Source organism: Salinisphaera sp. SPP-AMP-43, assembly GCF_049568105.1.
GTDB lineage: Bacteria > Pseudomonadota > Gammaproteobacteria > Nevskiales > Salinisphaeraceae > Salinisphaera.
This window is the reverse complement of sequence record NZ_CP145335.1, coordinates 3,917,931-3,943,439: the sequence shown is the minus strand read 5'-3', so window position 1 is coordinate 3,943,439 and position 25,509 is coordinate 3,917,931. Positions and strand designations below refer to the sequence as shown.

The following is a 25,509-nucleotide window of genomic DNA, read 5'->3' as shown; positions in this document are numbered from 1 at the left end:
TCGAACACGCTGGATGGCTGGCAAGGCGTTAACCGTTGCGCGTCTATGTGTTCGGCGAGCCTGTCGATCCCAAGGGATCACGGGGAGCCGACAGCGTTGTGCGTCTGGATCGTGACACACAACGAGGCAGCGCCCTGCGCCATGCCAGAGGCGCTCGGCGAACAGCAACGCGGCGTTTGTACGGCCCTGCGAGGGCGTTGCTGCGCCGGATGGTAGCCGGGCCGATCAGGCCGATCGCGGCCGGCCCCAGCCATGCTGCTTGGCCAGTTTGAAGGCATGGTTGGCTGCCGGCACGCCGGCATAGATCGCCACATGCATTAGCGCCTGACGTAGCTGGGCCTCGGATAGGCCGATGGTCTTGGCGGTTTCTAGGTGCAGCTCGAGTTCGCCGTCGCGGCCGAGCGCGGCCAGTACGGCTAGGGTGATCATGCTGCGCTCGGCCCGGCTCAGGTCGGTGTTGCCCCAGAGTTCACCCCAGGCCAGACGGGTGATCATGTCCTGAAAGGGGGCATCCAGGGTGGTGGCGTTATGCGAAGCCCGCTCGACATGCTCGGCACCGAGCACCGATTTGCGGATCGCCAAGCCCTGCTCGTAGCCCACCGGGGGTTGGGTGCTGCGTTCGCCAAAGCGAGTGGCCAGCCAGTCTGCGAACGGGCCCGGCGCTTCGACCGACGGCACATGGCCGACCGCAGCCAGCACCGTCTGTTCGCTGTTGGGGAGTTCGCCGGCCAGGGTTTCGAGCGTTGCCGGGGGGGTGGCGCCGTCCTCGGCCCCGGTCAGCAAATGCACCTGTCGCTCGACGCCGGTCAGGCGAGCCGTGAAATCGGCCTCGGCCAGTAATTCACAGAGCTGGGCATAGGATTCGTCGTCGCTGCGCGCGAGCTGGGTCTGCCAGCCGGCGACCGCCGCCCCCTGGTCGTGTTTGAACGCCGGGCCGAACCAGCGCTCGACCAGCTCCGGTGCCATGGCGGCCAGTCCTTCGCTGCGCACCCGGGCAGCGCGTTGCTGCCATAGGCTCGGCTGGCCGATCACAGCGCCGGTATTGGTGAGTGCGACCCGATCGATGCGCTTTGGATGATGAACGAGCAGGGCCTGGCCTACGACCCCGCCGATCGAGGTGCCCACGAAATGGGCCCGGTCGATCGCCAGGGCCTCCAGCAGCGCTACGGCTTCGTCGGCCAGATCGGTGGCCGAAAGCGGCCCATCCGCGGCCGCGCTGGCTCCATGCCCGGGCAGATCCCATGTGATCAGGCGATAGCGATCGGCTAGGGCTGCGATAGTCTCGTCCCAGACCGCCTGGGACATGCCCAGCGGATGCGCCAGTAACACGGCCGGCGCCGTTTTCGGACCGATGTCGCGATAGGCGACGGCGCGGTGGGCGATATCGACGAACGGCATAGTGCCTCCGATGCTCAGGCGAAGATCGACAGGGCGATGAAGGTGCCCGCGATCGCGGTGCCCGATACACCCAGCCAGATCAGGCAATAGCCCATGATGTCACGGGCCGACAGACCGGCCACGCCCAGTAGCGGCAAGGCCCAGAACGGCTGGATCTGGTTGGTCCAGCCGTCGCCCCAGGCGAAGGCCATGATGGTCTGGGCCGGGTCGGCGCCGATGGCATGCGCTGCCTTGACCATGATCGGGCCCTGGATCGCCCACTGGCCGCCGCCGGAAGGAATGAAGAAATTCACGAACCCGGCCGACAGGAAGGTCAGCAGCGGGAAGGTATGCGGCGTAGCGATCGAGACGAAGGCTGCCGAGAATGCATCCACCAGTCCGGAATGGGTCATCATTCCGGCGATACCGGCATATAGCGGGAACTGCACGATAATGCCGCGGGCCGCGCCGACCGCCTGCTCGGTGGCCGATAGATAGGCCGCCGGACTGGAATGCAGCAGTAGCCCGGCGGTCAGAAAGATCAGGATCACCGTGTTGAGGTTGATATTGAAACCCTGGCTAGCGATCGAGCCGAGCAGATAGGCTAGGGCGATCAAGCCCAGCAGCAGCGTAGGCCAGCGGCTGCGCTCCAGCCATTCGGCCGGCGTGCTGGCCTTGTCCTTACCTTCAGCCTGGATGTTGGCATCGTTGCCGTCCGGCCGGAATTCGACAATCTCGCGGGACGGCGGGCGCATGCCCAGATACAGCAGCGCCAGCAGCGCGACCAGGGCCAGCGTCAGAACGATATTCCACCAGGAATACAGGGTATCGCTGACCGGCACTACGCCGATCAGATCGGATAGGAAATTATCCGGCGTGGCCACGACCAGAGGAATCGACGACGACGGCCCGCGGACCAGTTCGCCGCCATAGGCGGCCGCGACCAGCAGCGGGAAATGCAGGCCGGTCACGCGCCGGCCCATTTCGCGGGCCAGGATGGCGCCGACCACCATGCCGAAGCCCCAGTTGATGTAATAGCAGGCAAAGCTGACGATCACGGTCAGCACCAGCGCCTGTCGCGGCGTGCTCGGCAGGCGTGTGAGCCCGTTTAGCGCAGCCTGCAGGGCGGGCGTGAGGGCAAGTACATAGCCGGTCAGCAGCACCAGCGTCATTTGCATGCCGAACTTGAACAGGGCCGAAAAACCTTCGCCCCAGTAGTTGGCCATTGCCAGCGGGGTCTGCTGGGTCACGCCCATGCCGAGCGCGAAGACGACCAGCGTCAGAATGACCGCCAGCACGAACGCATCCGGCAACCAGCGACTGACAATACGGACCGATGCGTTCGTTATCGCCTGCATGTTGAATCTCCTCTTGTATATTCGCGAACCGGCCTTTGGATTCGCTTATTAGCGAGCCCTAGAGTTCGCACCTAGAACTCGGGCACGGCAGCGGCCGGCCCGAGGTTGTTGATCGAGCGATAGTGGTCGCGGCCTTCTAGACGCGCTCCAGTACGGTGGCGATGCCCTGGCCGACGCCAATGCACATAGTCGCCAGCCCATAGCGGGCATCGCGGCGGACCATTTCGTGCAGCGCGAACTGGGTGATGCGTACCCCCGACATGCCCAGTGGATGGCCGAGCGCGATCGCGCCGCCATTCGGGTTCACGCGGTCGTCGTCGTCGGCCAGGCCCCAGCCGCGGGTCACCGCCAGCGACTGGCTGGCAAAAGCCTCGTTGAGCTCGATCACGTCCATAGCGTCGATCGACAGGCCCAGCCGGTCTAATAGCTTGTTGCTTGCATACAGCGGGCCCATGCCCATGATCCGCGGTTCGACCCCGGCGGTGGCCATGCCGAGAATCCGGGCCATAGGTTTGAGATCGAAATCCTGGATCGCCTGCTCGCCGGCCACCAGCAGCGCTCCAGCGCCGTCGTTGACCCCGGAGGCATTGCCGGCGGTGACCGTGCCGCCCTCGCGAAACGGCGTCGGCAGGCTCGCCATTTTCTCCAGCGAGGTCTCTGGGCGTGGATGTTCGTCGGTATCGAAAACCAGCGGCGCTTGTTTGCGGCGCGGAATTTCGACCGGCGTGATCTGCTCGGCCAGTCGGCCAGCCAGCCGGGCCGACTCGGCCTTCTGCTGGGAGCGATAGGCAAAGGCGTCCTGATCCTCGCGGGACACACCGAACTGCTCGGCGACGTTTTCGCCGGTTTCCGGCATAGAGTCCACGCCGTACTGGGTTTTGAGCACGGGATTGATGAAACGCCAGCCGATGGTCGTGTCTTCCATGGTTTGGCCGCGCGAGAACGCGCTCGGCGCCTTGGACACGACATACGGCGCCCGCGACATCGATTCGACCCCGCCAGCCAGCATCAGGCGGGTTTCACCCGCCCGGATCGCTCGAGCGGCGGTGCCAATCGCGTCCATGCTCGAGCCGCACAGCCGATTGATGGTCGAACCCGGCACGGTCTCCGGTAGACCGGCCAGCAGGCTCGACATACGAGCGACGTTGCGATTGTCCTCGCCGGCCTGGTTGGCACAGCCGGCGATCACGTCGTCGATCGCGGCTGGGTCGAGATTCGGCGCCTCGGCCAGCACGGCCTTGAATACATAGGCGAGCAGATCGTCGGGCCGAACTGATGCGAGGCTGCCGCCGAAGCGGCCGACCGCCGTGCGGCGTGGATGGCAGAGGAAAACTTCGTTGGCCATGGGGGACTCCGAGTAAGCGATTCGTTCGCTGTTGTCCGCAGATGCACACAGATCCACGCCGATACAGGAAGACGAGCTTGAGTGTTGGTCTTGTTTCGAGCTGGTTCAGGGCTCACCAGCCCGTGGATGAGACCCCGGTCCGGTCGTTACCCAACACCAAGGCCGTTCAGGCGATCATCATCTGCGTGAATCTGCCTCAATCTGCGGACCCAGCATGTTCTGGAAAGATCACGCTTCGCTGTGATGCTTATCCGTGCGTTCTTTTAACGCGCGCAGCACGCCGAGTTCTTCATCGCCTGGTTCGGCAGTTGTTTTCAGATCGTCGGCAAAGGCGATCTCCCAACCGGTGGCTTCGATCACGTCCTCGCGGGTCACGCCCGGATGCAGGGAGGTGACTGTAAGCTCTTTGGTGGCTGGGTCGGGCTGCATCACACACAGGTCGGTAATCACCCGGGTCGGCCCTTGGCCGATATTGGGCACGCCGTCGCGGGCGGTGCCGTCACGCCCGAAGCCGACCGTGGTCACGAAGTCGACCGCGTCGACGAACGTTCGCTTGGACTGCTTGAGGGTGATAAAGATCTCGCCGGTGGCGGTGGCCATTTCCGGGGCGCCGCCGCCGCCGGGCAGCCGCACCTTGGGATCGGTGTAGTCGCCGATCAGCGTCGTGTTGAGGTTGGCGTACTTGTCGATCTGGGCCGCGCCCAGAAAACCGACGTCGATCTTGCCGCCCTGGACCCAGTAGCGAAACATCTCGGGCACCGAGACGGTGGTCAGCGCGGTCTCGCACAGCTCGCCGTCGCCGATCGATAGCGGCAGCACCTCCGGCTTGGTCTCCAGCGTGCCGGATTCATAGATCAGCACCACGTCCGGGGCATGGGTCAGGCGCGCCAGATTGGCGGCCTCGCTGGGCAGGCCGATGCCTACGAAGCAGCTTTGGCCGTTGGTCAATGCCCGCGAGGCAGTAACCGTCATCATTTCGGCAGCGGTATAGCGCTCGCTCATCGTTTAAGCTTCCTTGCCGGTCGTGTTGTACACATGCGCATTGAGCCAGGCGGAAAACGCCTCGCGATCGCGAGCGATCGGATCCCAGTCCTTATAGAACTTGTTGGACCGCGGGTAGTAGCCATGGGTATAGGAGGGTTTGGCGCCGCCCGGCGCCTCGGCCACGGCCGTGATCACCCAGCCCGGAATCACACAGGCGTTCGGCCCACAATCCAGTTCGTCGACGATCTCCTCGACCGTGACGATCGAGTGCTGTGCGGCCAGTACCGCCTCTTTCTGGACGCCGACGATGCCTTCGACCAGTACGTTGCCGTGCCGGTCGGCTTTCTGGGCATGCACGACCGATACATCCGGGCGGATCGACGGCACCGCCGCTAGTTTTTCGCCGCTGAACGGGCATTCGATGAACTTGATCTGGTCGTTGACCTTGGGCAGGTCCGAGCCGATATAGCCGCGCAGCACCGCCAGCGGCAGCCCGGCCGCACCGGCTTCGAACGCATTGGCCATCGCCGCATGACTGTGCTCGAGAATCTCGACCGGGTGGGGCCAGCCTTTTTCCACGGCATCGCGCAGGCGGTGCAGGGAGCCGACACCGGGATTACCGCCCCAGGAAAAGATCAATTTCTTCGCGCATCCAGCGCCGATCATCTGGTCGTAGATCAGATCAGGCGTCATCCGGATCAGGGTCAGATCGCGTTTGTTCTGGCGGATGATCTCGTGGCCCGCCGCAAATGGAATCAGATGCGTGAAGCCTTCCAGGGCCACGGTGGCCCCATCGGCCACATAGCGACCTACGGCCTCCGGCAGGGACAGGAATTCGGCCATGCAGTTATGCTCCGGCTGCTGTATTCGCAATGCGAACCAAGGTTTGCTATGCGAATAAACTAGGCCGAACCGCTGTGCTCGTCAATTACCCCTTTGGTCTAGGGCGGTTATAGCCGTGTGGTCGTGAAGGGATCAATCCTCGCCAAGCCGTGCTTCTACGCGCGTGGTCTGGGCCGCGCTGGTGCCGACATAGGCACTGGGGTCGACGGCTGTGCGTACCCGTTCGGCATCGAATGCCTTGGCGACCTCGGGCAGGGCCAACAGGGCCTCGGCATAGTCGCAGCGATCGCGGCGGGCGTTGTCGGCGGCCTGGGCGGCCAGCGCCTTGGCCTGCTCGGTCGGCATAGATTTCTGGAGCAAGGCGATCGTCGGCGGGGCGAGGTTAGCACCGTGGGCCAGGGCCAGATTAGCGCGCATGGCTTCGGGATCGATCTGTAGTTCGCCGACCAGCGGCGCCAGGGTCTCGAGGGCGCCTTCGAGCAGCAGCACGGCATCGACCAGTGGTGCCCACTCGGCATGCCATTCGCCGAAAGCGCGTTCGTGGGCCTGGGCGCCAGCACTGTGGATGGTGCCCACCGCAGCATGGATCTGGCGGGCGGCCGCCCGAATACGTGCGCTACCGACCGGGTTGGCCTTGTGCGGCATCGAAGACGAACCGCCGGCGCCGGTGGCTGCGGGTTCGCGGGCTTCGCCGACCTCGGTCTGGGCCATGAAGGCGACATCGGTAGCGATCTTCTCGGCGGCCACTGCGACCGAACCCACGGCATCGATGATCGCCAATATCGGCTGACGATCGGTATGCCAGGGCAGCCATGGCCGGTTCAGATCGAGTGCGTCGGCGAGGCTGTCCATCACATCGAGTGCGTCGTCGAGGCCGTGGTGGGTGCCGACTGGGCCGCCGAACTGAACGAACAGATCTTCGTCATGCACCCGGCGTAGCCGCCGCTCGGCCGCCGCCAGACCCGTGAGCCATTGGCCAACTTTGGCCCCGAAAGTGATCGGCAAGGCCTGCTGGGTAAGCGTACGCCCGATCATGGGAGTCTTGCGATGGCAAGACATCAGCGCGCGGCCGCCTGCGATGGTCGCGCCGATATGCTCCAGGCAGCGGGCCAGCCGCGGTTTGATGAGCAGCATGAGCGCCGAATCGATCACGTCCTGGCTGGTCGCGCCTTTGTGAAAATAGGCTCTGAGCGACTCGGGCAGCAAGGCCTTGGCCTGCTTGACGAAGGGGATGGCGACATTGCCGCCGTCGGCTGCAGTTTCGGCCAGGGCCGACAGGTCGAAAGCCTCAGCCGGAATATGCTGGGCGATACGCTCTGCGGTGCCGGCCGGCAGGGCGCCGGCGGTTTCTTCGGTGCGGGCGAGCGCAATCTCGAAGGCACACATCGCCGAAACGAAAGCCTGCGCATCGCAGGCCGCGACCCCGGTCGGGCTCATGAAGGGGTGGCGCAAAAACCGATCGTACATGCTGATTCCAATGCTGCCGGGCATCGCTTGCAACCACTACCGGCGCAGCGTTTGGCGTTCGTCTTATCATGCCAAACCGACCGCAGGTGGCAGCGATTACAGGCGTTTGGGCCTGGGCGACGGTATGTCATCCGCCCGCCCATGTGCCGTCGGGCAAGCAGTGGGCGGGCGAGCCTGTAGGGCACGATAGGCGGCGAGACGGGATCTCGGCAAACCGTCAACCACGACCGTCAGCTCAGTCGATGGTGCGCTCGATCTGCTGGCTGGTCTGTTGCAGCAGCGGCAAAAACTCTTGTTCCAAGGTTTCGTGCGCTACCCGGGCGGCATTGGTGCTGACGTTCAGGGCGCCGAGCAGATGCCCGTATTGATTGCGTACCGGCACAGCCAGCGAGCGCAGCCCCGATTCTAGCTCTTGATCGACGATGCAGTAGCCTTGTTCGCGTACCGCGTCGATACAGGCGCGCAACTGGGCTGGGTTGGTGATCGTATTCGGGGTGTAAGCGACCAATGCCTGTTGGGCCAGGATCTCGTCGAGCCGCTCGGGCGTGAACGCCAGCAGCATACGGCCCATCGAGGTCGCGACCGCCGGCAGGCGCGAGCCGATGTTCAAGGCGACCGTCATCAGCCGATGCGGGGCAGCCGAGCGCGCAACATAAATTACGTCGCTGCCGTCCAGCACGCCCATCGACGAGGATTCACCGGTGACTTCGGTGATGTGTTCGAGATGCTGGCGCACGACCCGTTGATAGCCATTGGCCGAGAGAAAGGCATAGCCGAGATCAAGCGCCCGCGGCGTCAGCTCGAAATAGCGATCCTGTTTCCGCACATAGCCCAGACCGTGCAGCGTGAGCAGAAAACGTCGCGCCTTGGCGCGGTTGATGCCGTTGCGGCTTGCGACCTCGCTCAGCGTCATGCGCGGGTGTTCCCGGTCGAAGGCCCGGATGATATCCAACCCGGTCGCCAGTGCGCTGACGAAATCGCGATGATTGGGATCCAGCGGCGCGCTGTCGATCTCTTTGGCGTCTTCTGACACTCGGGCCGAACCTCGGAATAATAAGAGTTACTCTGGCGAATCTATCAGTCGTTCGATTTTGTACGCAATGCGAACATGCATGCCGCTCGGGTAGGGCCTTGCGAGATCAATCGGCGATGGTCGATGCGGCCTGGGTCATGGCATGTCGCCGGCCTGTAGTCGGCCAAAGCGCGACCACGAACGACAACAGGCAACCAGCCATCATATATGTCGCTACCGGCACCCAGGAGCCGCCGCTGAACTCGACCAGCGCCGCGGCGATGAACGGCGTAAACCCGCCCCCGATGACGCTGGCCACCTGATAGCCGACTCCGGCGCCGCTGTATCGATAGTCGATGCCGAACAGCTCGGCGAACATGGGTTGCTGAACGGCGACCACCATATCGTGGGTGATATTGGCGAGCAGGATGGCGAACAGCACGATCCAGCCGATCGCGCGGGCTTCCAGGGCAAAGAAAAACGGAAACGCACACACGATGCCGAGTGCGGCACCGAGGCAATAGACCCGGCGCCGGCCGATATAGTCTGCGGCCAGGGCGAACAGCGGAATCGTGATGCAGCTGATGGCGCCGACCGCCATGCCGATATCCAGAAACAGAGCCCGGTCGAGCTCGAGATGATCGACCGAGTAATTCAGTGCGAAGGTGGTGACCAGATACATCGTCAGTAGTTCGGCCAGACGCAGGGCGATGATCCGGACAAATGCCGCCGGGTGATGCTTGAGGGCCTTGAGCACCGGCAGACCGGCGGGCTCATCCGGCCTCTGGTCGACTTCGGCGACGAACGCTGGGGATTCCGCCAGGCGCCGCCGTACCCCATACGCTGCAGCGACCAGCACCAGAGTGAACAAAAACGGCAGCCGCCAGCCCCAACTGGCAAAGGCCGCTTCGGACAGTAGGTGGCCGAGCGCCGATACTAGGCCGGTCGCCAACAACAGGCCGACGCCGTAGCCGACCTGTACGCCGCTGCTGTAGAACGCCCGTCGACCGGCGGGGGCACTTTCAACTGCCATCAGCGCAGCGCCGCCCCATTCGCCGCCCACCGCGAAGCCTTGTACCGCGCGTAGCAAGACCAGCAGCGCCGGTGCGGCCAGCCCGATCTGCGAATAGGTCGGCAGCACACCGATCAGGGCCGTGGCCGTGCCCATCAACAATACGGTCAGCAACAGCATGCGCTTGCGGCCAAGGCGATCGCCGAAGTGGCCGAATACCACGCCGCCGAGCGGCCGGAAGACAAAGCCCACGCCAAAGGTAGCAAAAGCTGCCAGCGTACCGACTGCCGGGTCTGCGGTCGGAAAGAACTGGTGGTTGAAGATCAGCGCCGCGACGATGCCGTAGAGCAGAAAGTCGTACCAGTCGACCACGGCGCCGAGAAAACCGGCCACAGCGGCTCGGCGAGCCTGGGACGGCGGGCTGCGGGGCGTGTCCTGGGTAGGCGCGGCGAGCGTCATCGAAGATCCAGAGCCGGTCGAACAGGCGGACTGTGCCTGGTTCGTCGACCGTTGTCGCGGACGCTGGGCCTGGCGGTCTTGTTCGTTGCCAGGCCCAGCCGGCTATCATGAGCGGCCCATACCGACATTGGACGCCTCGTGAATATCCTGTTGTTGAACGGCCCCAATCTGAATCTGCTGGGCGATCGCGAGCCCGAGATCTACGGTGCGACCACGCTGGCTGATATCGAGCATGCGCTGGCTCGCCGGGCGGCCGAGCAGGGCGCCGAGCTGACGGCGTTTCAGACCAATCACGAAGGCGATGCGATCGAGCGGATCCATGCCGCGCGCGGCGCGATGGATGCCATCATCATCAACCCGGCGGCCTGGACCCATACCTCGGTCGCGCTGCTGGATGCGCTCAATGCCTTTGGCGGCCCGGTGGTCGAGGTGCATCTGTCGAACGTGCATCAACGCGAAGCGTTCCGGCACCACTCCTATGTTTCGAAGCGCGCCGACGGCGTAATCGCCGGGCTGGGTGCGTTCGGCTATGCCGCTGCACTGGATTTCATCATTCAGCATTTGGGAGAGGCCCGCTTTCCGTAAAACCGGCCGGCGGATCGCGGCTCGCAATGCCATGAAAGAAACTGGCTTAGCCGGCCAAATACATGCGACGCCTTGTTCGTCTTGCGCTCGATTGGCCGTAATGCGAACTTTTGCGGCATGGTCGTTGCCTAGGCCATGGGCTGGCTACGATCGTCACCGATTCGAATAACGAGGAGTAGCACGATATGAAAGAGCTGGCATTGCTGATCGGCGGACAGTCACGGGCCGCGGCCGGAGGCGCCACGTTCGAGCGGCGCAATCCGGCTGGCCAGGACGTGGTGACCCAGGCTGCAGCGGCGACGGTGGCCGATGCCGAAGCCGCGGCCGAGGCCGCCGAGGCGGCCTTTGCCCATTGGTCGAGCACGGGCCCGGGCGAGCGGCGCACGAAACTGCTGGCCGCTGCGGATGCGCTGGAAGCCCGAGCTGAGGCCTTCACCCAGGCCATGATCGAAGAAACGGGCGCGACTGCGGGCTGGGCCGGCTTCAACGTACATGTAGCAGCTGGCATGCTGCGCGAAGCCGCGGGGCTGACCACCCAGATCCAGGGCAGCACGATCCCTAGCGACGTACCCGGCAATCTGGCGATGTCGATGCGCGTGCCCTGTGGTCCGATTCTTGGCATCGCGCCATGGAATGCGCCGGTGATTCTGGGCACCCGTGCAATCGCCACCGCGCTGGCCTGTGGCAATACGGTCGTACTCAAGGCTTCCGAGCAGTGTCCGGCCGTGCATCACCTGATCGGCGAAGCGTTGATCGAGGCCGGGCTTGGCGATGGCGTGGTCAACATTGTGACCAATGCCCCCGACGATGCGCCCGAGGTGGTCCGGGCCCTGATCGAGCACCCGGCCATCGCCCGGGTCAACTTCACGGGTTCCAGCCCGGTCGGGCGTATTATCGGCCAGACCGCGGCCGGCGTATTCAAGCCGGCGCTGCTAGAACTGGGCGGCAAGGCCCCGTTCGTGGTCGCCGATGACGCCGATCTGGAGGCTGCAGTCGCGGCCGCCGCCTTTGGGGCCTTCTTTCACCAGGGCCAGATCTGTATGTCGACCGAGCGGCTGGTGGTCGATAGCGCAGTGGCCGATGCCTTCGCCGAGCAGTTCGCCGCCAAGGTGGCCACGCTCAAGGCTGGCGATCCGCGCCATGAAGACACGCCGCTGGGCACGCTGATCGGCGAGCCGGCCCGGCAGCATCTGAATGGACTGATCGCGGATGCCAAGGCCAAAGGTGCGACAGTGCTGACCGGCGGCGAGAGCGATTCGGTGATCATGCAGCCGACCGTGCTCGATCACGTCACCCCGGAGATGCGTATCTACCGCGAAGAATCCTTCGGGCCGGTGGTCGCCATGGTGCGTGTAGCCGGGGGCGACGACGAACTGGTGCGGGTGGCCAACGATACCGAATACGGCCTGTCGGCCGCGGTGTTTTCCGGCGACGGCGCCCGCGGTATGGCGCTGGCCCAGCGCATCCGCTCTGGCATCTGCCATGTCAATGGCCCGACCGTGCATGACGAACCCCAGATGCCGTTTGGCGGTGTAAAAGCCAGCGGCTATGGCCGCTTCGGCGGCCAGGCCGGGATCGCCGAGTTCACCGAACTGCGTTGGGTCACGCTGCAGAGCGGGCCGCGCCAATACCCGATCTGAGCCGATCGGCGTAGATGGCCGCTAGCCGGCCGGATCGAGCCGGTGGTGATCGAATATCGCCGGTTCGGTCTGGGCGACCGACCAAGCGCCAGCCTTGGTTTGGATCGCTGCCGGCCCTGTTCGCGACATGCGGATGAGGCTGTGATCTCCCCTGTTCTGCCCATGCTGGTGCTGGGCCTCATGACGTGGCCCGCGATGGGGGCCGGCCGCTAACCGGCCTCCACGATCGCAATGGTGGTTCCTGCGTTTTCAGGCGCGCGCCTACTACGAACGGTGCATTGCGCATGATTCAAGCTTCGATAGGGTGTTCGTTTGGCGGCCAATAGGTCGTATAGCGAACAAGTGTTGTCGGAAAACAATCGCCCATCGTGCGCAAGCCATTCTTATCCGGCGCTATAGCGACCGTAGAACCGGTATGAAAACGCGAGCCAATGAGGTGTTAAGGCTGCCGAGCACTGTCTGTATCGAAACTAAATAACAAGGGAGAGGAGCGATGACTGATCAGGAGCGGGGCCCGATTGAGGGGCCAGGAAAGCGCGGGTCCGAATACAGGGCCTCGATATCGCGTTGTTTGAAGATGGCGCCGGCATGTGCAGCAGCCCTTGTCTTGTCGGCCTTCGTCTGCCCGGCCTTGGCCACAGAGGATGGCACTACGCACTATCCGGTCGGGGTGAATACTCTCGGCGATGGTTATATGCCGTTGCCGGGCACGTTGGAGTTTCGCAACTATACCGCCGGCCACTGGAGCCATACCCGGGCCGGAAATTCGGGGGACGAGTCCATACCCGGGTTTTCCAATTCCGGCGTCGTTGATGCCATGCGTTTTCTGTATACGTTCGACAAGCCGATTGGTCCGTTTCATTACACCCTGGGCGGTGTCCTACAGGTCGCTTACAACCATCTGGACGTCGGGGTCGAGTCGGATGACGCCACTAACCTAGGCGATCTCGATATTCAGAACTATCTGTCGTATCACAGCCAGGATAAAAAACTGTTCCTGTACTTTGGCCTAGATACCTATGCGCCCACGGGGCGTTACGACGAAGATGATCTGGTCAATCCTGGCAAGAATTATTGGTCGTTCGATCCGAGCATCAACGTCACGTACCACGTGACCGATAAACTGGCGCTCAACGGCGTGGTGTATGGCGAGTTCAACACCAAAAACAGCGCGACCGACTATCAGTCGGGCAACTCGGTCGACGTCGACTATGGCATCAATTATCGGCCGTTCGTGCATCGTTCCGAGGATTCGTTCGCCCAGCATCTCGGATTCGGGCTCGGCGGCTATTTTCTGAAACAGTTCACCGACGACGAGGTCAATGGCGAAACCGTGGAACCCGATGGCAACCGGGCCCAGGCATTCGGTATCGGTCCACAGGTGATCTATTACACCGAGTTCGGCGGCTTTGCCTTGAAGTGGCAGCACGATCTGGCAGTCGAGAATCGAGCGGCCTCGAACACAGTCTGGCTGCAGGCGGCATTGCCGCTCTGGGGCAGTTTCCGACGTGTTGCCGGTGAGTAAGACAGGGGATCAAGCACGTTGGCGTGGCCTTGAGTCGCGCTGCCTGCCGATGCATCCATTGGGTGGGCGCTAGCGTTATACTCGACATCATGCTTTCGGCGTCGAGGCGACTTGTGGCGACCTCCCATAGCGCGGCGTTCACGCAACTGCTCAAACCCGTTCACGAACGCGTACGCGGGTGGATCATCGACACGGTGGCCACCCGCGACAAGTTCGGTATCCACTACGACGAGCCGGTCGGCGATCTTGGCCTGTTCGGCCCGGATTCGGTGACTTGGAAGATCCATGCCGATTTCCCGGGCATGATGGCCGGCGGCATCGCAGCGCTCATGCTGCAGACCCTGCATCCCCGCGCCTTGGCCGGGGTCTGGGATCATTCTCGTTTCCGCCAGGATCCGATCGGACGGCTGCGTAACACCACCACATTCGTGGCCGCGACCTCCTATGCGCCGACGGCCGATGCCGAACGCCTGATCGGCATCGTCGATCGCATGCATCAGAAAGTCGTTGGCACGACCCTAGAAGGCGAGCCCTACGACGCCCGCGAGCCCGAATTGCTGACCTGGGTGCATTGCACCGAGATGGCCATGTTTCTGGAAGGCTACAAGCGTTATCGGCGGCCGGATCTGGCACGCGACGTTGAGGATCGTTATTTCGACGAAACCCGCTGTATCGCCGAGCGCCTGGGCGCCCGCGATGTACCGGCCTCCCGGGCCGAGATGGACGACTACTTCGCGGCTATTCAGCCCGAGCTGCGTTTTGATGAGCGCTCACGCGCTACCTTGGCGGTGCTCGAAGCAATGGATTTGCCGGTGCCGATGGCCGGACTGTCGCGGCGTACTTTTCTGGGCGCCGGTGCGGCGCTGTTGCCGGAGTGGGCTCGTTCGCATATGCAGCGCAGCCGTCGGCAACGGCTGATCGATCGGGCATCGGCCACGGCCCTGCACCGCGTCGCGCCGTTGATTCGTGCGTCGATGAGCGAAGGGGTGGCGCTGCGCTCGGCGCGCCGTTGTGGGGCCGGGCCCGAGGCCTTGGTTTTCGAATAATACCGGTCTGCGTTCGATCGACCGGCCGGGGCACTCAGCCTCGATTTGGCCTCTCGGGTAGGCTCGGCCTCGCCTGAATGAACGGGGCCGGGTCGATAGCGCCGCCGCCGGTATAAATGCCGAAATGCAGATGGGTTGGGCCGCCCTGGGCGTTGCCAGAGTTGCCGACGTAACCGATCACATCCCCCTGGGCAACGTGCGCACCGTTATCGACTGCGAAATGATCAAGATGGGCGTAATAGAAACGCGGTCTGGTGAAGCCGGACGACAGGAAGATATAGTGGCCGCCGAGCCCGCCGTTGCCGGTGGTCACGCGCCCCTCGGCCACGGCGCGTACCGGCGTGCCGCGATCGGCGAAGATATCCACGCCCTTGTGTTGGCGGGCGCCGCCATCCCGAGCCACGCCAAAACCGCCGCCAATATCGTAGCCGTGGCCGTCGACGACGGGAAACGGCAGCGAACCGCCGCGTGCCAGGGCAATGCCGCCCCGAACCGGAGCCGCCAGTTCGGGCTGCAGAACCACCCGAAAGCGGCCATCGGTCTCGACCACATAGCGATGCGGCTGGCCATCAGTTGCCAGGCTGGCCACATGCGCCCATCCGTTATCGGTACGTCGTTCCAGCGTGGCATACAAACAGCCAGCCTCCGGGGTTTCGCGGCGATCCAGCCGCCACGACAGAGCATTGCCGTGGGCGAGTGTGGTTGTGAATACCCGCGCGTCGATGCGATCGGCTGCGAAATCCAGCCGGGCCTGGATCCGGTGCTCGAAGCTGTCGGGCACGGCCCGTTCCGGCGCTTGGCGCCAGCGTCGTCCGAGCGGCGCATCGTAGAGTCCCGCGATCCAGAGCCGCCAGGCATAGACGCGGCGCGGCGACAGGCCGGCCAGATCGAAAAGCGTGCCATGCACCACCTGGCCGACGATACGCGTGGCCGGGTGGCGTAAATCGGCACGTACGACGAGCAGTACGACCAAACTGGCCAACAACAAGGCCAGTAACACGGTCCGGCGGCGGTGCGAACGCGATCGCGGGTTAGATGCCGGGGCCGAGCTCGTCATGGCCAATGTCTCCGGCCTTTGTCAGCCCCCGCTTGGCAGGGGCTCGATGTTGAGTACCAGTACGGATGTCGGGGCTTTGCGGGGATCTTTAGTATCGAGCCGATCATTCGTTTACGAAGATGTTGTCTGCTATGAGCGATCACGGTACCGATCTGGGTCTGATGGACGCCGGCCAATTGGCCGAACTGTATGCCTCGGGCGATGCCTCGCCCTTGGAAGCGACCCGCGCTGCATTGGATCGTATCGATCGTTTCAATGACGATGTCAACGCTTATGTATACGTCGATCGCGAGGGCGCCGAAAAAGCTGCGACCCAATCGGCCCGTCGCTGGGGCCAGGGTGCGCCGTTGTCGCCGATCGACGGCGTGCCGGTATCGATGAAGGATCTGACCGAAGTGGCCGGTATGCCGGCCCGCGATGGTTCGGCCACCACCTCGGACGATCTGTGCGAGCACGACGCGCCGCCGGCGCAAAAACTGCGCGAGGCTGGCGCGATTCTGCTGGGCAAAACCAATACGCCCGAGTTCGGCTGGAAAGCTGTCACCGATAATCGGGTGTTCGGTGCGACCTGCAACCCTTGGGATACCCGCCTGACGCCAGGCGGTTCTTCCGGCGGCGCAGCCGTTGCAGCTGCCCTGAACATGGGCGTGCTGCACCAAGGCGGTGATTCCGGGGGCTCGATCCGGATTCCGGCCGCGTTTACCGGGGTATTCGGTATCAAGCCAACCTTCGGCTGGACCCCGCAATGGCCGCCGGCCAAGATGCCGACGCTCAGCCATATCGGCCCGTTGACCCGGCATCCGCGCGATGCCGCGCGCATGCTCAATGTCATCGGCCGTTACGATTTCCGTGACCCCTATGCCCAGCGCGGCCAGCCAGAGGACTGGGGCGTGGATCTGGATTGCGATCTGCGCGGCCTGCGGATCGCCTATTCCAGCGATCTGGGCTATGCCAAGGTCGATCCGCAGATCGCTGCCCGGGTCAAGGAAGCTGCCGAGAAACTCGAAGATCTCGGCGCCGAGATCGTCGAGATTCATCCGGGCTTCGAGTCGCCGGTCGATACCTTCCGGCGGCTCTGGTTCACGGCCTCGCTGGAGGTCTGGAATCAGTGTGATGAAAAGACCCGCAAGCTGCTCGACCCGGGGCTGGTTCGCAACGCCAAGAAGGCCGAACACTGGAGCGCGCTGGCTCTGTTCCAGGCTATGGATCACCGGGCCAAGCTCACCCAGCAACTCGAGCACTTCAACCAGGACTATCATCTGCTGATGACGCCCTCGGTGCCGATTTCGCCGTTCGAGGTCAATCACGAAGTGCCCCCGGACAGCGATATGACCGATTGGGAGGAGTGGGCTTCGTTCTCCTATCCGTTCAACCTCAGCCAGCAACCGGCAGCCTCGATTCCCTGCGGTTTCACTGATGCTGGGTTGCCGGTCGGCTTTCAACTCGCCGGCGGCAAGTTCGACGATATTCGGGTGCTGCGCGCAGCCAATGCTTATATGGATGCGCATCCGGCGCGTCTGCCGACGGTGCCGAATCCGGCCCAGTACAGCTGATCGCGGCCCGGCTGGTTCGAATGCCGTATGCAAAGGCTTTCGAGCGCTCCGGTTGCGGGGCTCGGCGCGACAGTGTCCGAGCCGCTATAACAAGATATTGAGAACCGCCCAAGCCCGCCGACCGAGTCGGCAGGCTTGGGCGGTTTTTTTTAGGCCGGTCCGGCCTGGGCTTGCCAATCCTCCGAAGTGGCCGGGGTCGCCGCACGCCGGGCGTTGGCCTCGGTATACGTCGCGGTATGACGGTCGAGCCCGCGCAGTTCAACGGTAATCCCGCGCTCGGGGGCACCGCTGACAAAGCGATCGATATCCTCGCGAATATCCGGATCGATAAAGCGGGTCGTCGAGGCATCGATCACGAGATGCCCATTCTCCGGTACCCGGGACAGATGATGCCGCAGGGCGTCCCGGCTCAAGAACGAAACCTCGCTATTGAACCGCAATAGCGCATGTTGTCCCTGATGGGTCATGGACATAGCGCTCCGGTAATGTGCACGGATCAGGAAATACAGCGCGACGACCATGCCCGTCAGCACCCCGATCAGCAGATCGGTGGCCAAGATGGCTACGATCGTGACCGCGAACGGCGCAAAACGCTGGAAACCGGCCCGCCACTGCGCGCTGATGATCGCCGGGCGTGCCAGCTTGTACCCCGTGAACAACAGAATGGCCGCCAGTGCAGCCAGCGGAATCGCTTCGAGGGCGAAGGCGACAAAGGCCACCGAAGCTACCAACAGCACGCCGTGTACGAAGCTGGCCAGGCGGGTTCGGCCGCCGGCCTGTACGTTGGCCGAGCTGCGTACGATCACTGCGGTCATCGGCAGCCCGCCGATCAGGCCGCTGAGCATGTTGCCGATGCCCTGGGCCCCGAGTTCCCGATGGGTGGACGACTTGCGGCCCAGCGGATCTATTTCATCCACGGCTTCGACGCTGAGCAGCGTCTCGAGGCTGGCCACCAAGGCGATAGTCAGCGCCGACAGATAGATCCCGGGGCTCAACCAGTGGCTGAAGTCCGGCGTCTGCAGCGAAGCCAACAGCGAGGCCGGGCCATCCAGCCCAGGCAAGCTGACATGCTGCTGGGCCGATAGCGCCAGCCCCGAGCCCATCCAGTGGGCGCCCATGCTCATCGCGACACCGACAATCACCGCGATTAGCGGCGGTGGCACGATCGCGAGCTTCGGATAGCGCTTGGCCAGTGGGGTTTCGAAAAACACCAAAATCGCCAGACAAACGACCGTGATCGCGATCGCCAGAGGCGAAATGCCGCTGATCAGCGCGCCCGGGCTGGTCAGGCCAGCTTCGGTCTCGGCACCGTGGCCAAGAGCCAGCGGAACTTGGGTGCCGATCAGAATCAAACCGATACCGGCCAGCATGCCTTTGATAACACCCGAAGGTACGAAGGCGCCGATGATGCCCATACGGGCAAAGCCCAGTCCGATTTGGATCAGCCCGGCCAGTACGGTCGCGAACAGCAGACCACCGTAGCCGTATTGGTCGATCACCCCGAGCACGATGGCAGTCAGTCCGGCGGCCGGCCCAGAGACCGACAGTTGCGAGCCGCTGGCCCAGGATACGACCAGACCACCCACCATGCCGGCGATGAGACCGGATAGCGGAGGGGCGCCGGAGGCGATGGCAATACCCAGACACAGCGGGATCGCGACGAAGAACACGACAATCCCGGAGCGGATGTCCCGCCCCAGATATCGTGTATCGATTTGCGATGACGTTTCAGACATGAAAAGAAAACCGTATTGAGGCGCGCCCAGTGAGCACGCCAGAAATATTGAACCAGTAAGCGTGGGGTATTGGAGCTAGGCGGCCGCAGCCTCGGCCTGTGTAGCCTGTGGATACTCGCAGACCGTCTCCAGGACGCCGCTGTCGTGGGTATAGACCAGACCCAGTAGCGTCGGAGGGTTCGTCATCTGACGAATCAACGGGATGGCAGCCAGGCGTTCGACCTGGGCGATCACATGGTGTCGCACCATGGCATTGACCCGCGCGGTGGCATCGTCGATAGACGCGAACTCGTCGGCTAGGCTGTCATGGTGGGCCACGACCGGGGCCAGATGATTGTCGACCTGTTCCAGGCCTGTGGGATGACCAGAGCAGGCAGCCCCGATGCCACCACAGTTCTCGTGTCCGCATACAACGATATATCGTACGCCCAAAGCCGAAACTGAATACTCCAGCGCACTCATGAATGTCGGATCATCAATGGCCGCGACGTTGGCGACATTACGGTGCACAAACAGATCGCCCGGCGAGGCATTGGTCATATGCTCGGCGGGCACGCGACTGTCCGAGCAGCCGATCCAGAATGCCTCGGGCGACTGGCCCGAGCCCAGCCGCGAGAAGTAATCTGGATCGCGGTTTTGCATCTCGTAGGCCCAGGCCTGATTTTCGAGCAGCAAACGCTCATGGAAGTTCATGATGCAGTTCCTTTTAAAGTATGGATTGGAATCCCCGCTCCCTTCCCCTTGGCCAAAATGCCCGATGAGCTTCTCGCTCGAGCATCGTGCGCCACAATTGTCGACAGAAAAAAATGCCGTAGGTTCAAAAAAATACGAATGCATCTGCGACTTTTGTACAAGCAATTTCGAGGCCATAGCGCTCGCGTGGCGCGAGCCGGTTCTGGATAATGGCCGGCTTCAATGGGTTCTTACCGATGCTGTGTCTGAATTAACGATGCGCCGCGCCGAGCGCGACGATGCCGACTGTATCCTGGCTTTCATTACCGAGCTGGCGATCTATGAAAAAGCCGAACACGAAGTCGTGGCCACGGTCGACGATATCCGCGAGCGCCTGTTCGGTGCCGGGGCGAATGTGTATGCGTTGATCGCCGAGCTCGACGGCGAGCCGGTAGGTTTCGCGGTCTATTTCCTAAACTTCTCGACCTGGCTGGGCCGCCACGGCATTTTTCTCGAGGATCTCTATATCACGCCCACAGCTCGCGGCTGCGGACATGCCACCGCGTTGCTGCGCTATCTCGCAGGCATCGCGGTGGCCCAAGGCTATGGCCGTTTCGAATGGAACGTGCTCGACTGGAATGCCCCGGCGATCGCTTTCTATGAATCGATCGGGGCCAAGCCGCAGAGCGAATGGGTCGGCTATCGGCTGGACGGCGAGGCGCTGGCGGCATTCGCCAAGGCCGGCCGCTGACGGATCAGCCGGGCTGGGTGAGCTGTGCCCGGGCCGTGGTGAGCCGGCAGAACTCACCCTCAAGGCTGGCCAGATTGACCTGGTGCACCGTTTCGGCATCGATCGTCGTATGGGGCGCGCTGGGATCGGGGCGATCGAAGGTGGCACAGGCGTCGGCGACCAGCGTGACCTGAAAACCCAGGTTGGCGGCCATACGGGTGGTGGTCGAGACACAATGATCGGTGGTCAAGCCGGCGATGAGCAGGCGGTGATGTCCGAGCCGATTCAGTTCGGCGCTTAGCTCCGTGCCGATAAACGCGCTATTGACGGTCTTGATCAGCCGCAGTTCTTCAGCCGCCGGCTCGAAGCCGGCCTTGAACGCATGCCCGGGATGCTCTGGTCGTAAGGGCGAGTCGGGTTCGGTAGAACTATGCTGAATATGGATCACCGTCCGGCCAGCCCGGCGCCAGGCTTCGAGCAGCGACCGTGCGTTGGTTTCGGCATCGGGGTTGTTGCGCGGCCCGTGCCCTGGATCGTCGAAGGCCGTTTGGAAATCGATCAGCAGCAATGCATGGGTGTCAGTCGCCATCGGTCTGTCGTTGCTTTGCTTGGCTGGCCAGTCGTTGCCGAAACGCTGGATCCAGCGTGGCCGGGTCGATGCGAAAGCCGCCCGAAAGCACTGGGATGAACTCGTTGTTGTCGCCGGCCCGGATCGGGCTGACGTACTCCCAGACGAGTTTTTTATCCGGCGTGACTTCGACCAGGCGACCACCATCGGACTCGGTGATCAAGGTATTGCCGTTGGCCAGCCGCTGCACGGTCGAGCGAATCGGGCTGTCGAGCGGCTTGCCCGGGCTGCCGTCGTAGGACCAGGCGATGCGATCGTCGTGTGGGTCGAACTCGATGACCCGCGAGGCGTTGTGCGGTTTCATATTGCCGAGGTTGTCGAACATCAGGATATGGCCATTGGGCAAGACCTGTGGATCGTGCGGATCCAGCCAGTTACCGCGCATGCCCCAGACGATGCGCTTGGCCTCGGGATCGACCAGCACCATCAGATTGATTTGGCGCATCATGACCAGAACATCGCCAGGTTTGCCGAATCCCAGCGCTGCGATGTCTTTCGGGCCTAACCAGTCGACGGTGTTCACATGCAGCGGATCGAAATCCGCGAACCAGGGTTCGCCGCGCCGAAAAGCCAGGCCATAGGGCGAGGCCGCTAACAGCCGGGTGAGCGAGATCCGCGACAGCTGTTTGCCGTCGGGCGACAGCGTCACCAGAAAATCTTCCAGGAACGGCGTGGGTACGAAACCGTAGCCGGCCAGTGGCTGCTGGGTGAAGTCGTGGGTCAGGGTGACGATACGCCCGTCGTCGGTACGATCGAGATCGTGGTGGACATGGCCGAGATAGCGCCAGACGATGTTCGAGTCGGCATCGAGTTCGACCATGCCATAGCCCCAGGGCGTGTCATTGCCGGAGATATAGATCGCCAGCAGGTGGCCGTTGGGCAGCAGCTGGGCCCGCCGCATATAGATGAGATCGTCGTCCTGAGGGTTGGCGACAGCCGCCTCGGAGGTCCAGACCTTTGAATACGGCAGCTGCCACTCGTGGAGCACGCGGCCCTGGCTATCGATCAGGCGGGCGACATTCGCATCGCCCGAGGTGAACAACGTATAGCCAGGCTGCATACGACCGGCATCACGGACCGTGACACCGCGTTCGTTGGTCCGTGCACGCCGCCACAGATCGGTTACCAGCGGGCTGACGGCGGTTTTCGACTGGGCCCATTCGGCCTTGGCCGCCCGATAAGCATCGTGGAAGATCGGATACGGCCAAACCTGGGTGAGGCTGACCGCGATACCCGCGGTGAACACCAGAAACAGTACCGCCAGGACAAAAAGCGTGTTCGCGATATGACTCGGTTTCATGAAGACCCGCTGGCTGATGCGTCATCGCTACCGATAACGCGAAGATCCGAGTTTTGAGTCTAGCAAGAGCGGGCGCGCGGTTGACGACCGTGTGTCGTGTACTTCAGTCCGGTCGCGGCGGCTCTTCGTCGGCGGGCCCCTGGGCCGTACCTGGCGTGAGCGTCGTACCGATCGAAGCCGTCATGACAGCGCCGATGGCAAGCCACTGCCAGCTGCCGAGCTGCTGGCCCAGAAACACCAGCCCCGACAGGGCGCCGAAGGCCGGCTCGAGGCTCATCAACGTGCCGAAGGTGGCCGTGGGCAATCTCGGCAGGGCGATCATTTCCAGGGTGTAGGGCAGGGCTGTGGACAAGATCGCCACGCCGGCGCCCATGGCCAGGACCCGCGGCTCGATCAGGGTCGCACCGGCTTCCCAGATACCGGTCGGGGCGACGACGACCGCGGCGATGGTCACCCCGAGCACCGCGCTGTGCATGCCGTGCACCGCGCCGGCTTTTTGTCCGAACAGGATATACAGCGCCCAGCAGGCGCCGGCGCCGAGCGCACAGGCTGCGCCCGCCAGATTCACAGCGCCGGTGGTATCCGAACCGGGCCAGAGCAGGATCGCGAGCCCGGCAATCGCTAGGCCGACCCAGGCCAGATCTAGCGCCCGACGCGAGGCGATTACGGCCACGGTCAGCGGCCCAGAAAATTCGAAAGCCACGGCAATACCGAGTGGAATGCGGTGCAGGGCCTGATAGAACAAGAAATTCATCACGCCCAGCGCGACCCCGTAGATCGCGATCGAGTACCAGGCATCGGCCGAAATATGGCGCTGCCACGGCTTGAACACCATCAGCAGCATTAGCGATGCCAAAATCAGGCGTATCGACGTCGTGCCGGCCGCACCGGCGACTGGAAATAGGGTCTTGGCCAGAGATGCACCACTCTGGATCGCGGCCATGGCGATCAATAATAAAGCCACGGGCCAGAGCCGGGCGATAATGGCACGATGATTGAACAACATGACGTTTCGCGGACAATGTCGAGCTGCCGGCTGGGTGCCGGACCGTTCTAACCGGGGCGACCGGGCACGCATGATGGCTGATAACACCGCTATGAGCAATATATTGCACAGCTCAGGTCAGCGCCCCGATGTACTGGTGCATGTCGCGGCCAACGTGCGCCGTCTGCGATCCGCGGCCGGCTATAGTCAGAGCGCGCTGGCCGAGGCCGCCGAGGTCAGCCGTCGGATGCTGATCAGCATCGAAAAAGGCGACGTCAATGTCAGCCTCAATACGCTAGATCGCCTGGCTGCGGTGCTCGGTGTACCGTTTTATACCCTCGTGGCGCCGCCCGAGACCGAAGATGCAGCGCGGATCGACGAAGTGGCCTGGGCTGGGGTTTCACCCGGCAGCGAAGCTCGGCTTCTGGCCAGCAAGGCGGCTCACGAAGAAGTCGAGCTGTGGTCGTGGTCGCTCGCCCCGGGGGAAGTCTATGCCTCGGATGCCGATCCGGCCGGCTGGACGAATATGATCGTGGTGATCGTCGGTCGCTTGAACCTAGTGGTCGGTGAGGCCCGATTCGAAATCGAGGCCGGTGACTTCAAAGTGTTCGCCAGCGACCGACCGCATCGCTACGCCAACCAGACCGAGGAACCGCTGCGTTTCATTCGCAACGTAGTGTACTGACCCGGTGACATCTTGTCGGCGCCGGTGCGTCACGGCCGGGGCCATTGAAATCATCCGGGTGCGACACTGGGCCTCAATGGCCGCAAGCGAGGTCCATAATCCCGTGGCGACTGGGTCGGTGCGATGGGTTTGTAACGGCCCCCGGTCCGGCCAATCGATGGGTGGCTTGCCGGTTCGGCTCGAGGCTATCGGCGCGACGGCGCAGCTCGTAACCACATGTTCAAGAATGATTCTTCAATAAGGGGGCGCTATGTATTTGCGCCGCGATCTGCCGTTTTTCTTTTTATGGTTTGGCGCTGCGGTGTCGTTGTCCGAAATCCTGGCCGGAACGCTGCTCGCGCCTCTCGGGCTGACCCAGGGACTGATTGCGATCGTTCTGGGGCATGTGATCGGCACCACGCTGTTGGTGCTCGGGGGGCTGATCGGAACCCGCGAAGGCCAGAGTGCGATGGGCACCACCGAGGCCGCTTTCGGCCCGCTCGGGCGGCGCCTGTTTGCCGGGCTGAATGTCCTGCAGCTGATCGGCTGGACGGCCGTCATGTTGGCTACCGGCGCCGACCAGGCAGCCGGCTTGGCCAGCGGGCCAGCCGCGATCTGGGTTGTATTGCTCGCCGGCTTGGTCGCCGGCTGGGCTATGTTCGCCCGAGCCGGTATCGGCCACCTGAATACAGTGGCCGTAGCCTTGTTGATGGGGCTGCTGTTCGCAGTATTTTTTCGTTTGTTCTACGCGCCGGAGCCAGCATCGACCGGCGCTACGACGCCCATGCGTTTCGGGACGGGCCTGGAGCTGGTCATCGTGATGCCGCTGTCGTGGCTGCCCTTGATTGCCGACTACAACCGGCACGCCCACCGGCCTGGCGTCGCGAGTGTGTTCACCTGGGCCGGTTATGCTTTGGGTAGCGCCTGGATGTATGCCATCGGTCTATGGATGGCCGTGCATTTCGGCGGCCTGAATTTGGGCGCGTTGGTCGCCGGTGCACCGGCCGTCGCTGGGGCGTTGGTGGTGGTCGTGCTGTCGACAGTGACCACCACGTTTCTGGATGTCTATTCGGCCGGTGTGAGCGCCCGGCATATGGGTCTGGCCGGGCCGATTCGTGGGTTGGCCGTGGGGGTGGCGTTGCTAGGGACCGTCTTGGCCCTGTGGGTGCCGATCGGCGCCTATGAAGGTTTTTTGTATGCCATCGGTGCGCTGTTCTCGCCGTTGTATGCGGTAGTTTTGACGCGCTATTTCGTGCTTCGTCGTTCGGCGGTTCGTTCGCGATTCGTAGCTATTCCGGCGCTCGCGGTATGGGGCATTGGTGTGGCGGCTTATTACGGATTTGCTGCCGTAGGGACGCCGATCGGGGCCACCCTGCCGGCGTTCATGCTCACGGCTGTGCTTTATACCCTGATCTGTATCGCACGCCCGGCTGCGCGTGACTGATGCGTAGGCAGGCTTGGCCCTGCGTGTTGTTGCCGATTGCCGCCGGCCCCTGGGCGCCATAGTCTTTGCGCGACTTCTACACAAAAG

22 protein-coding genes are annotated in these 25,509 nt (G+C 63.3%); 8 read left to right on the top strand and 14 right to left on the bottom strand.

Annotated elements, in window-relative coordinates; translation table 11 throughout:
• Positions 1-225 precede the first annotated feature (225 nt).
• From V5738_RS17050 to shiA, 8 genes are all read right to left on the bottom strand, one after another.
• Positions 226-1,398 carry an alpha/beta fold hydrolase gene (locus V5738_RS17050; protein ID WP_423822009.1) on the bottom strand — a complete coding sequence of 391 codons (1,173 nt, stop codon included), beginning with the start codon at positions 1,396-1,398 and terminating at the stop codon, positions 226-228.
• A gap of 14 nt (positions 1,399-1,412) precedes the next feature.
• Positions 1,413-2,735: a short-chain fatty acid transporter gene (locus tag V5738_RS17045; RefSeq protein ID WP_423822008.1), complete on the bottom strand. Its 1,323-nt coding sequence runs from the start codon at positions 2,733-2,735 to the stop codon at positions 1,413-1,415.
• Between the two features lie 136 nt (positions 2,736-2,871).
• On the bottom strand, positions 2,872-4,080 hold the full coding sequence (gene pcaF, locus V5738_RS17040; protein ID WP_423822007.1) for a 3-oxoadipyl-CoA thiolase: 1,209 nt from the start codon (positions 4,078-4,080) through the stop codon (positions 2,872-2,874).
• A 228-nt stretch (positions 4,081-4,308) separates the two neighbouring features.
• Complete coding sequence (locus V5738_RS17035; protein WP_423822006.1) at positions 4,309-5,082, bottom strand: CoA-transferase subunit beta; 774 nt, start codon at positions 5,080-5,082, stop codon at positions 4,309-4,311.
• 3 nt (positions 5,083-5,085) lie between these two features.
• Positions 5,086-5,907 carry a CoA transferase subunit A gene (locus tag V5738_RS17030; protein WP_423822005.1) on the bottom strand — a complete coding sequence of 274 codons (822 nt, stop codon included), beginning with the start codon at positions 5,905-5,907 and terminating at the stop codon, positions 5,086-5,088.
• A gap of 132 nt (positions 5,908-6,039) precedes the next feature.
• Positions 6,040-7,374 carry a class-II fumarase/aspartase family protein gene (locus tag V5738_RS17025; protein WP_423822004.1) on the bottom strand — a complete coding sequence of 445 codons (1,335 nt, stop codon included), beginning with the start codon at positions 7,372-7,374 and terminating at the stop codon, positions 6,040-6,042.
• A gap of 235 nt (positions 7,375-7,609) precedes the next feature.
• Complete coding sequence (locus V5738_RS17020; RefSeq protein WP_423822003.1) at positions 7,610-8,407, bottom strand: IclR family transcriptional regulator domain-containing protein; 798 nt, start codon at positions 8,405-8,407, stop codon at positions 7,610-7,612.
• A 106-nt stretch (positions 8,408-8,513) separates the two neighbouring features.
• Positions 8,514-9,857, bottom strand: a complete 1,344-nt coding sequence (gene shiA / locus V5738_RS17015; RefSeq protein WP_423822002.1) for a shikimate transporter — start codon at positions 9,855-9,857, stop codon at positions 8,514-8,516.
• Positions 9,858-9,995: 138 nt separating this feature from the next.
• Here shiA and aroQ point away from each other — a divergent pair, with 138 nt between their 5' ends.
• The 4 genes from aroQ to V5738_RS16995 all read left to right on the top strand — a co-directional run bounded on the left by aroQ (position 9,996) and on the right by V5738_RS16995 (position 14,653).
• Positions 9,996-10,442, top strand: a complete 447-nt coding sequence (gene aroQ, locus V5738_RS17010) for a type II 3-dehydroquinate dehydratase (protein ID WP_423822000.1) — start codon at positions 9,996-9,998, stop codon at positions 10,440-10,442.
• A gap of 185 nt (positions 10,443-10,627) precedes the next feature.
• Positions 10,628-12,082 carry an aldehyde dehydrogenase gene (locus tag V5738_RS17005; protein ID WP_423821999.1) on the top strand — a complete coding sequence of 485 codons (1,455 nt, stop codon included), beginning with the start codon at positions 10,628-10,630 and terminating at the stop codon, positions 12,080-12,082.
• 607 nt (positions 12,083-12,689) lie between these two features.
• Positions 12,690-13,607 (top strand): SphA family protein, encoded by a 918-nt coding sequence (locus V5738_RS17000; protein ID WP_423821998.1) that lies wholly within the window; start codon positions 12,690-12,692, stop codon positions 13,605-13,607.
• Between the two features lie 89 nt (positions 13,608-13,696).
• On the top strand, positions 13,697-14,653 hold the full coding sequence (locus V5738_RS16995) for an oxygenase MpaB family protein (RefSeq protein WP_423821997.1): 957 nt from the start codon (positions 13,697-13,699) through the stop codon (positions 14,651-14,653).
• A gap of 34 nt (positions 14,654-14,687) precedes the next feature.
• On the opposite strand, the gene V5738_RS16990 is transcribed toward V5738_RS16995, so the two are convergent.
• Entirely contained in the window at positions 14,688-15,710 is a 1,023-nt protein-coding gene (locus V5738_RS16990; RefSeq protein WP_423821996.1) for a M23 family metallopeptidase, read from the bottom strand.
• A gap of 131 nt (positions 15,711-15,841) precedes the next feature.
• Here V5738_RS16990 and V5738_RS16985 point away from each other — a divergent pair, with 131 nt between their 5' ends.
• Complete coding sequence (locus V5738_RS16985) at positions 15,842-17,263, top strand: amidase (protein WP_423821995.1); 1,422 nt, start codon at positions 15,842-15,844, stop codon at positions 17,261-17,263.
• Between the two features lie 149 nt (positions 17,264-17,412).
• On the opposite strand, the gene V5738_RS16980 is transcribed toward V5738_RS16985, so the two are convergent.
• Positions 17,413-18,999 carry a SulP family inorganic anion transporter gene (locus V5738_RS16980; protein WP_423821994.1) on the bottom strand — a complete coding sequence of 529 codons (1,587 nt, stop codon included), beginning with the start codon at positions 18,997-18,999 and terminating at the stop codon, positions 17,413-17,415.
• A gap of 75 nt (positions 19,000-19,074) precedes the next feature.
• Entirely contained in the window at positions 19,075-19,692 is a 618-nt protein-coding gene (locus V5738_RS16975) for a carbonic anhydrase (protein WP_423821993.1), read from the bottom strand.
• Positions 19,693-19,948: 256 nt separating this feature from the next.
• Here V5738_RS16975 and V5738_RS16970 point away from each other — a divergent pair, with 256 nt between their 5' ends.
• Positions 19,949-20,422 (top strand): N-acetyltransferase family protein, encoded by a 474-nt coding sequence (locus V5738_RS16970; RefSeq protein WP_423824201.1) that lies wholly within the window; start codon positions 19,949-19,951, stop codon positions 20,420-20,422.
• A 4-nt stretch (positions 20,423-20,426) separates the two neighbouring features.
• On the opposite strand, the gene V5738_RS16965 is transcribed toward V5738_RS16970, so the two are convergent.
• The 3 genes from V5738_RS16965 to V5738_RS16955 form a co-directional block, all read right to left on the bottom strand.
• A complete protein-coding gene (locus tag V5738_RS16965) occupies positions 20,427-20,990 on the bottom strand; it encodes a cysteine hydrolase family protein (protein ID WP_423821992.1) in 564 nt (187 codons plus the stop codon).
• Complete coding sequence (locus V5738_RS16960) at positions 20,980-22,329, bottom strand: arylsulfotransferase family protein (protein ID WP_423821991.1); 1,350 nt, start codon at positions 22,327-22,329, stop codon at positions 20,980-20,982. Before V5738_RS16960 ends, V5738_RS16965 begins: the two co-directional genes overlap by 11 nt.
• A gap of 103 nt (positions 22,330-22,432) precedes the next feature.
• Positions 22,433-23,335, bottom strand: a complete 903-nt coding sequence (locus V5738_RS16955) for an EamA family transporter (protein ID WP_423821990.1) — start codon at positions 23,333-23,335, stop codon at positions 22,433-22,435.
• A 73-nt stretch (positions 23,336-23,408) separates the two neighbouring features.
• Between V5738_RS16955 and V5738_RS16950 the strand changes: the two genes are divergently transcribed.
• Together V5738_RS16950 and cytX are read left to right on the top strand one after the other, a co-directional pair.
• Positions 23,409-23,999: a helix-turn-helix domain-containing protein gene (locus tag V5738_RS16950; RefSeq protein ID WP_423821989.1), complete on the top strand. Its 591-nt coding sequence runs from the start codon at positions 23,409-23,411 to the stop codon at positions 23,997-23,999.
• Positions 24,000-24,249: 250 nt separating this feature from the next.
• Positions 24,250-25,422 (top strand): putative hydroxymethylpyrimidine transporter CytX, encoded by a 1,173-nt coding sequence (gene cytX, locus V5738_RS16945; protein WP_423821988.1) that lies wholly within the window; start codon positions 24,250-24,252, stop codon positions 25,420-25,422.
• Positions 25,423-25,509 lie beyond the last annotated feature (87 nt).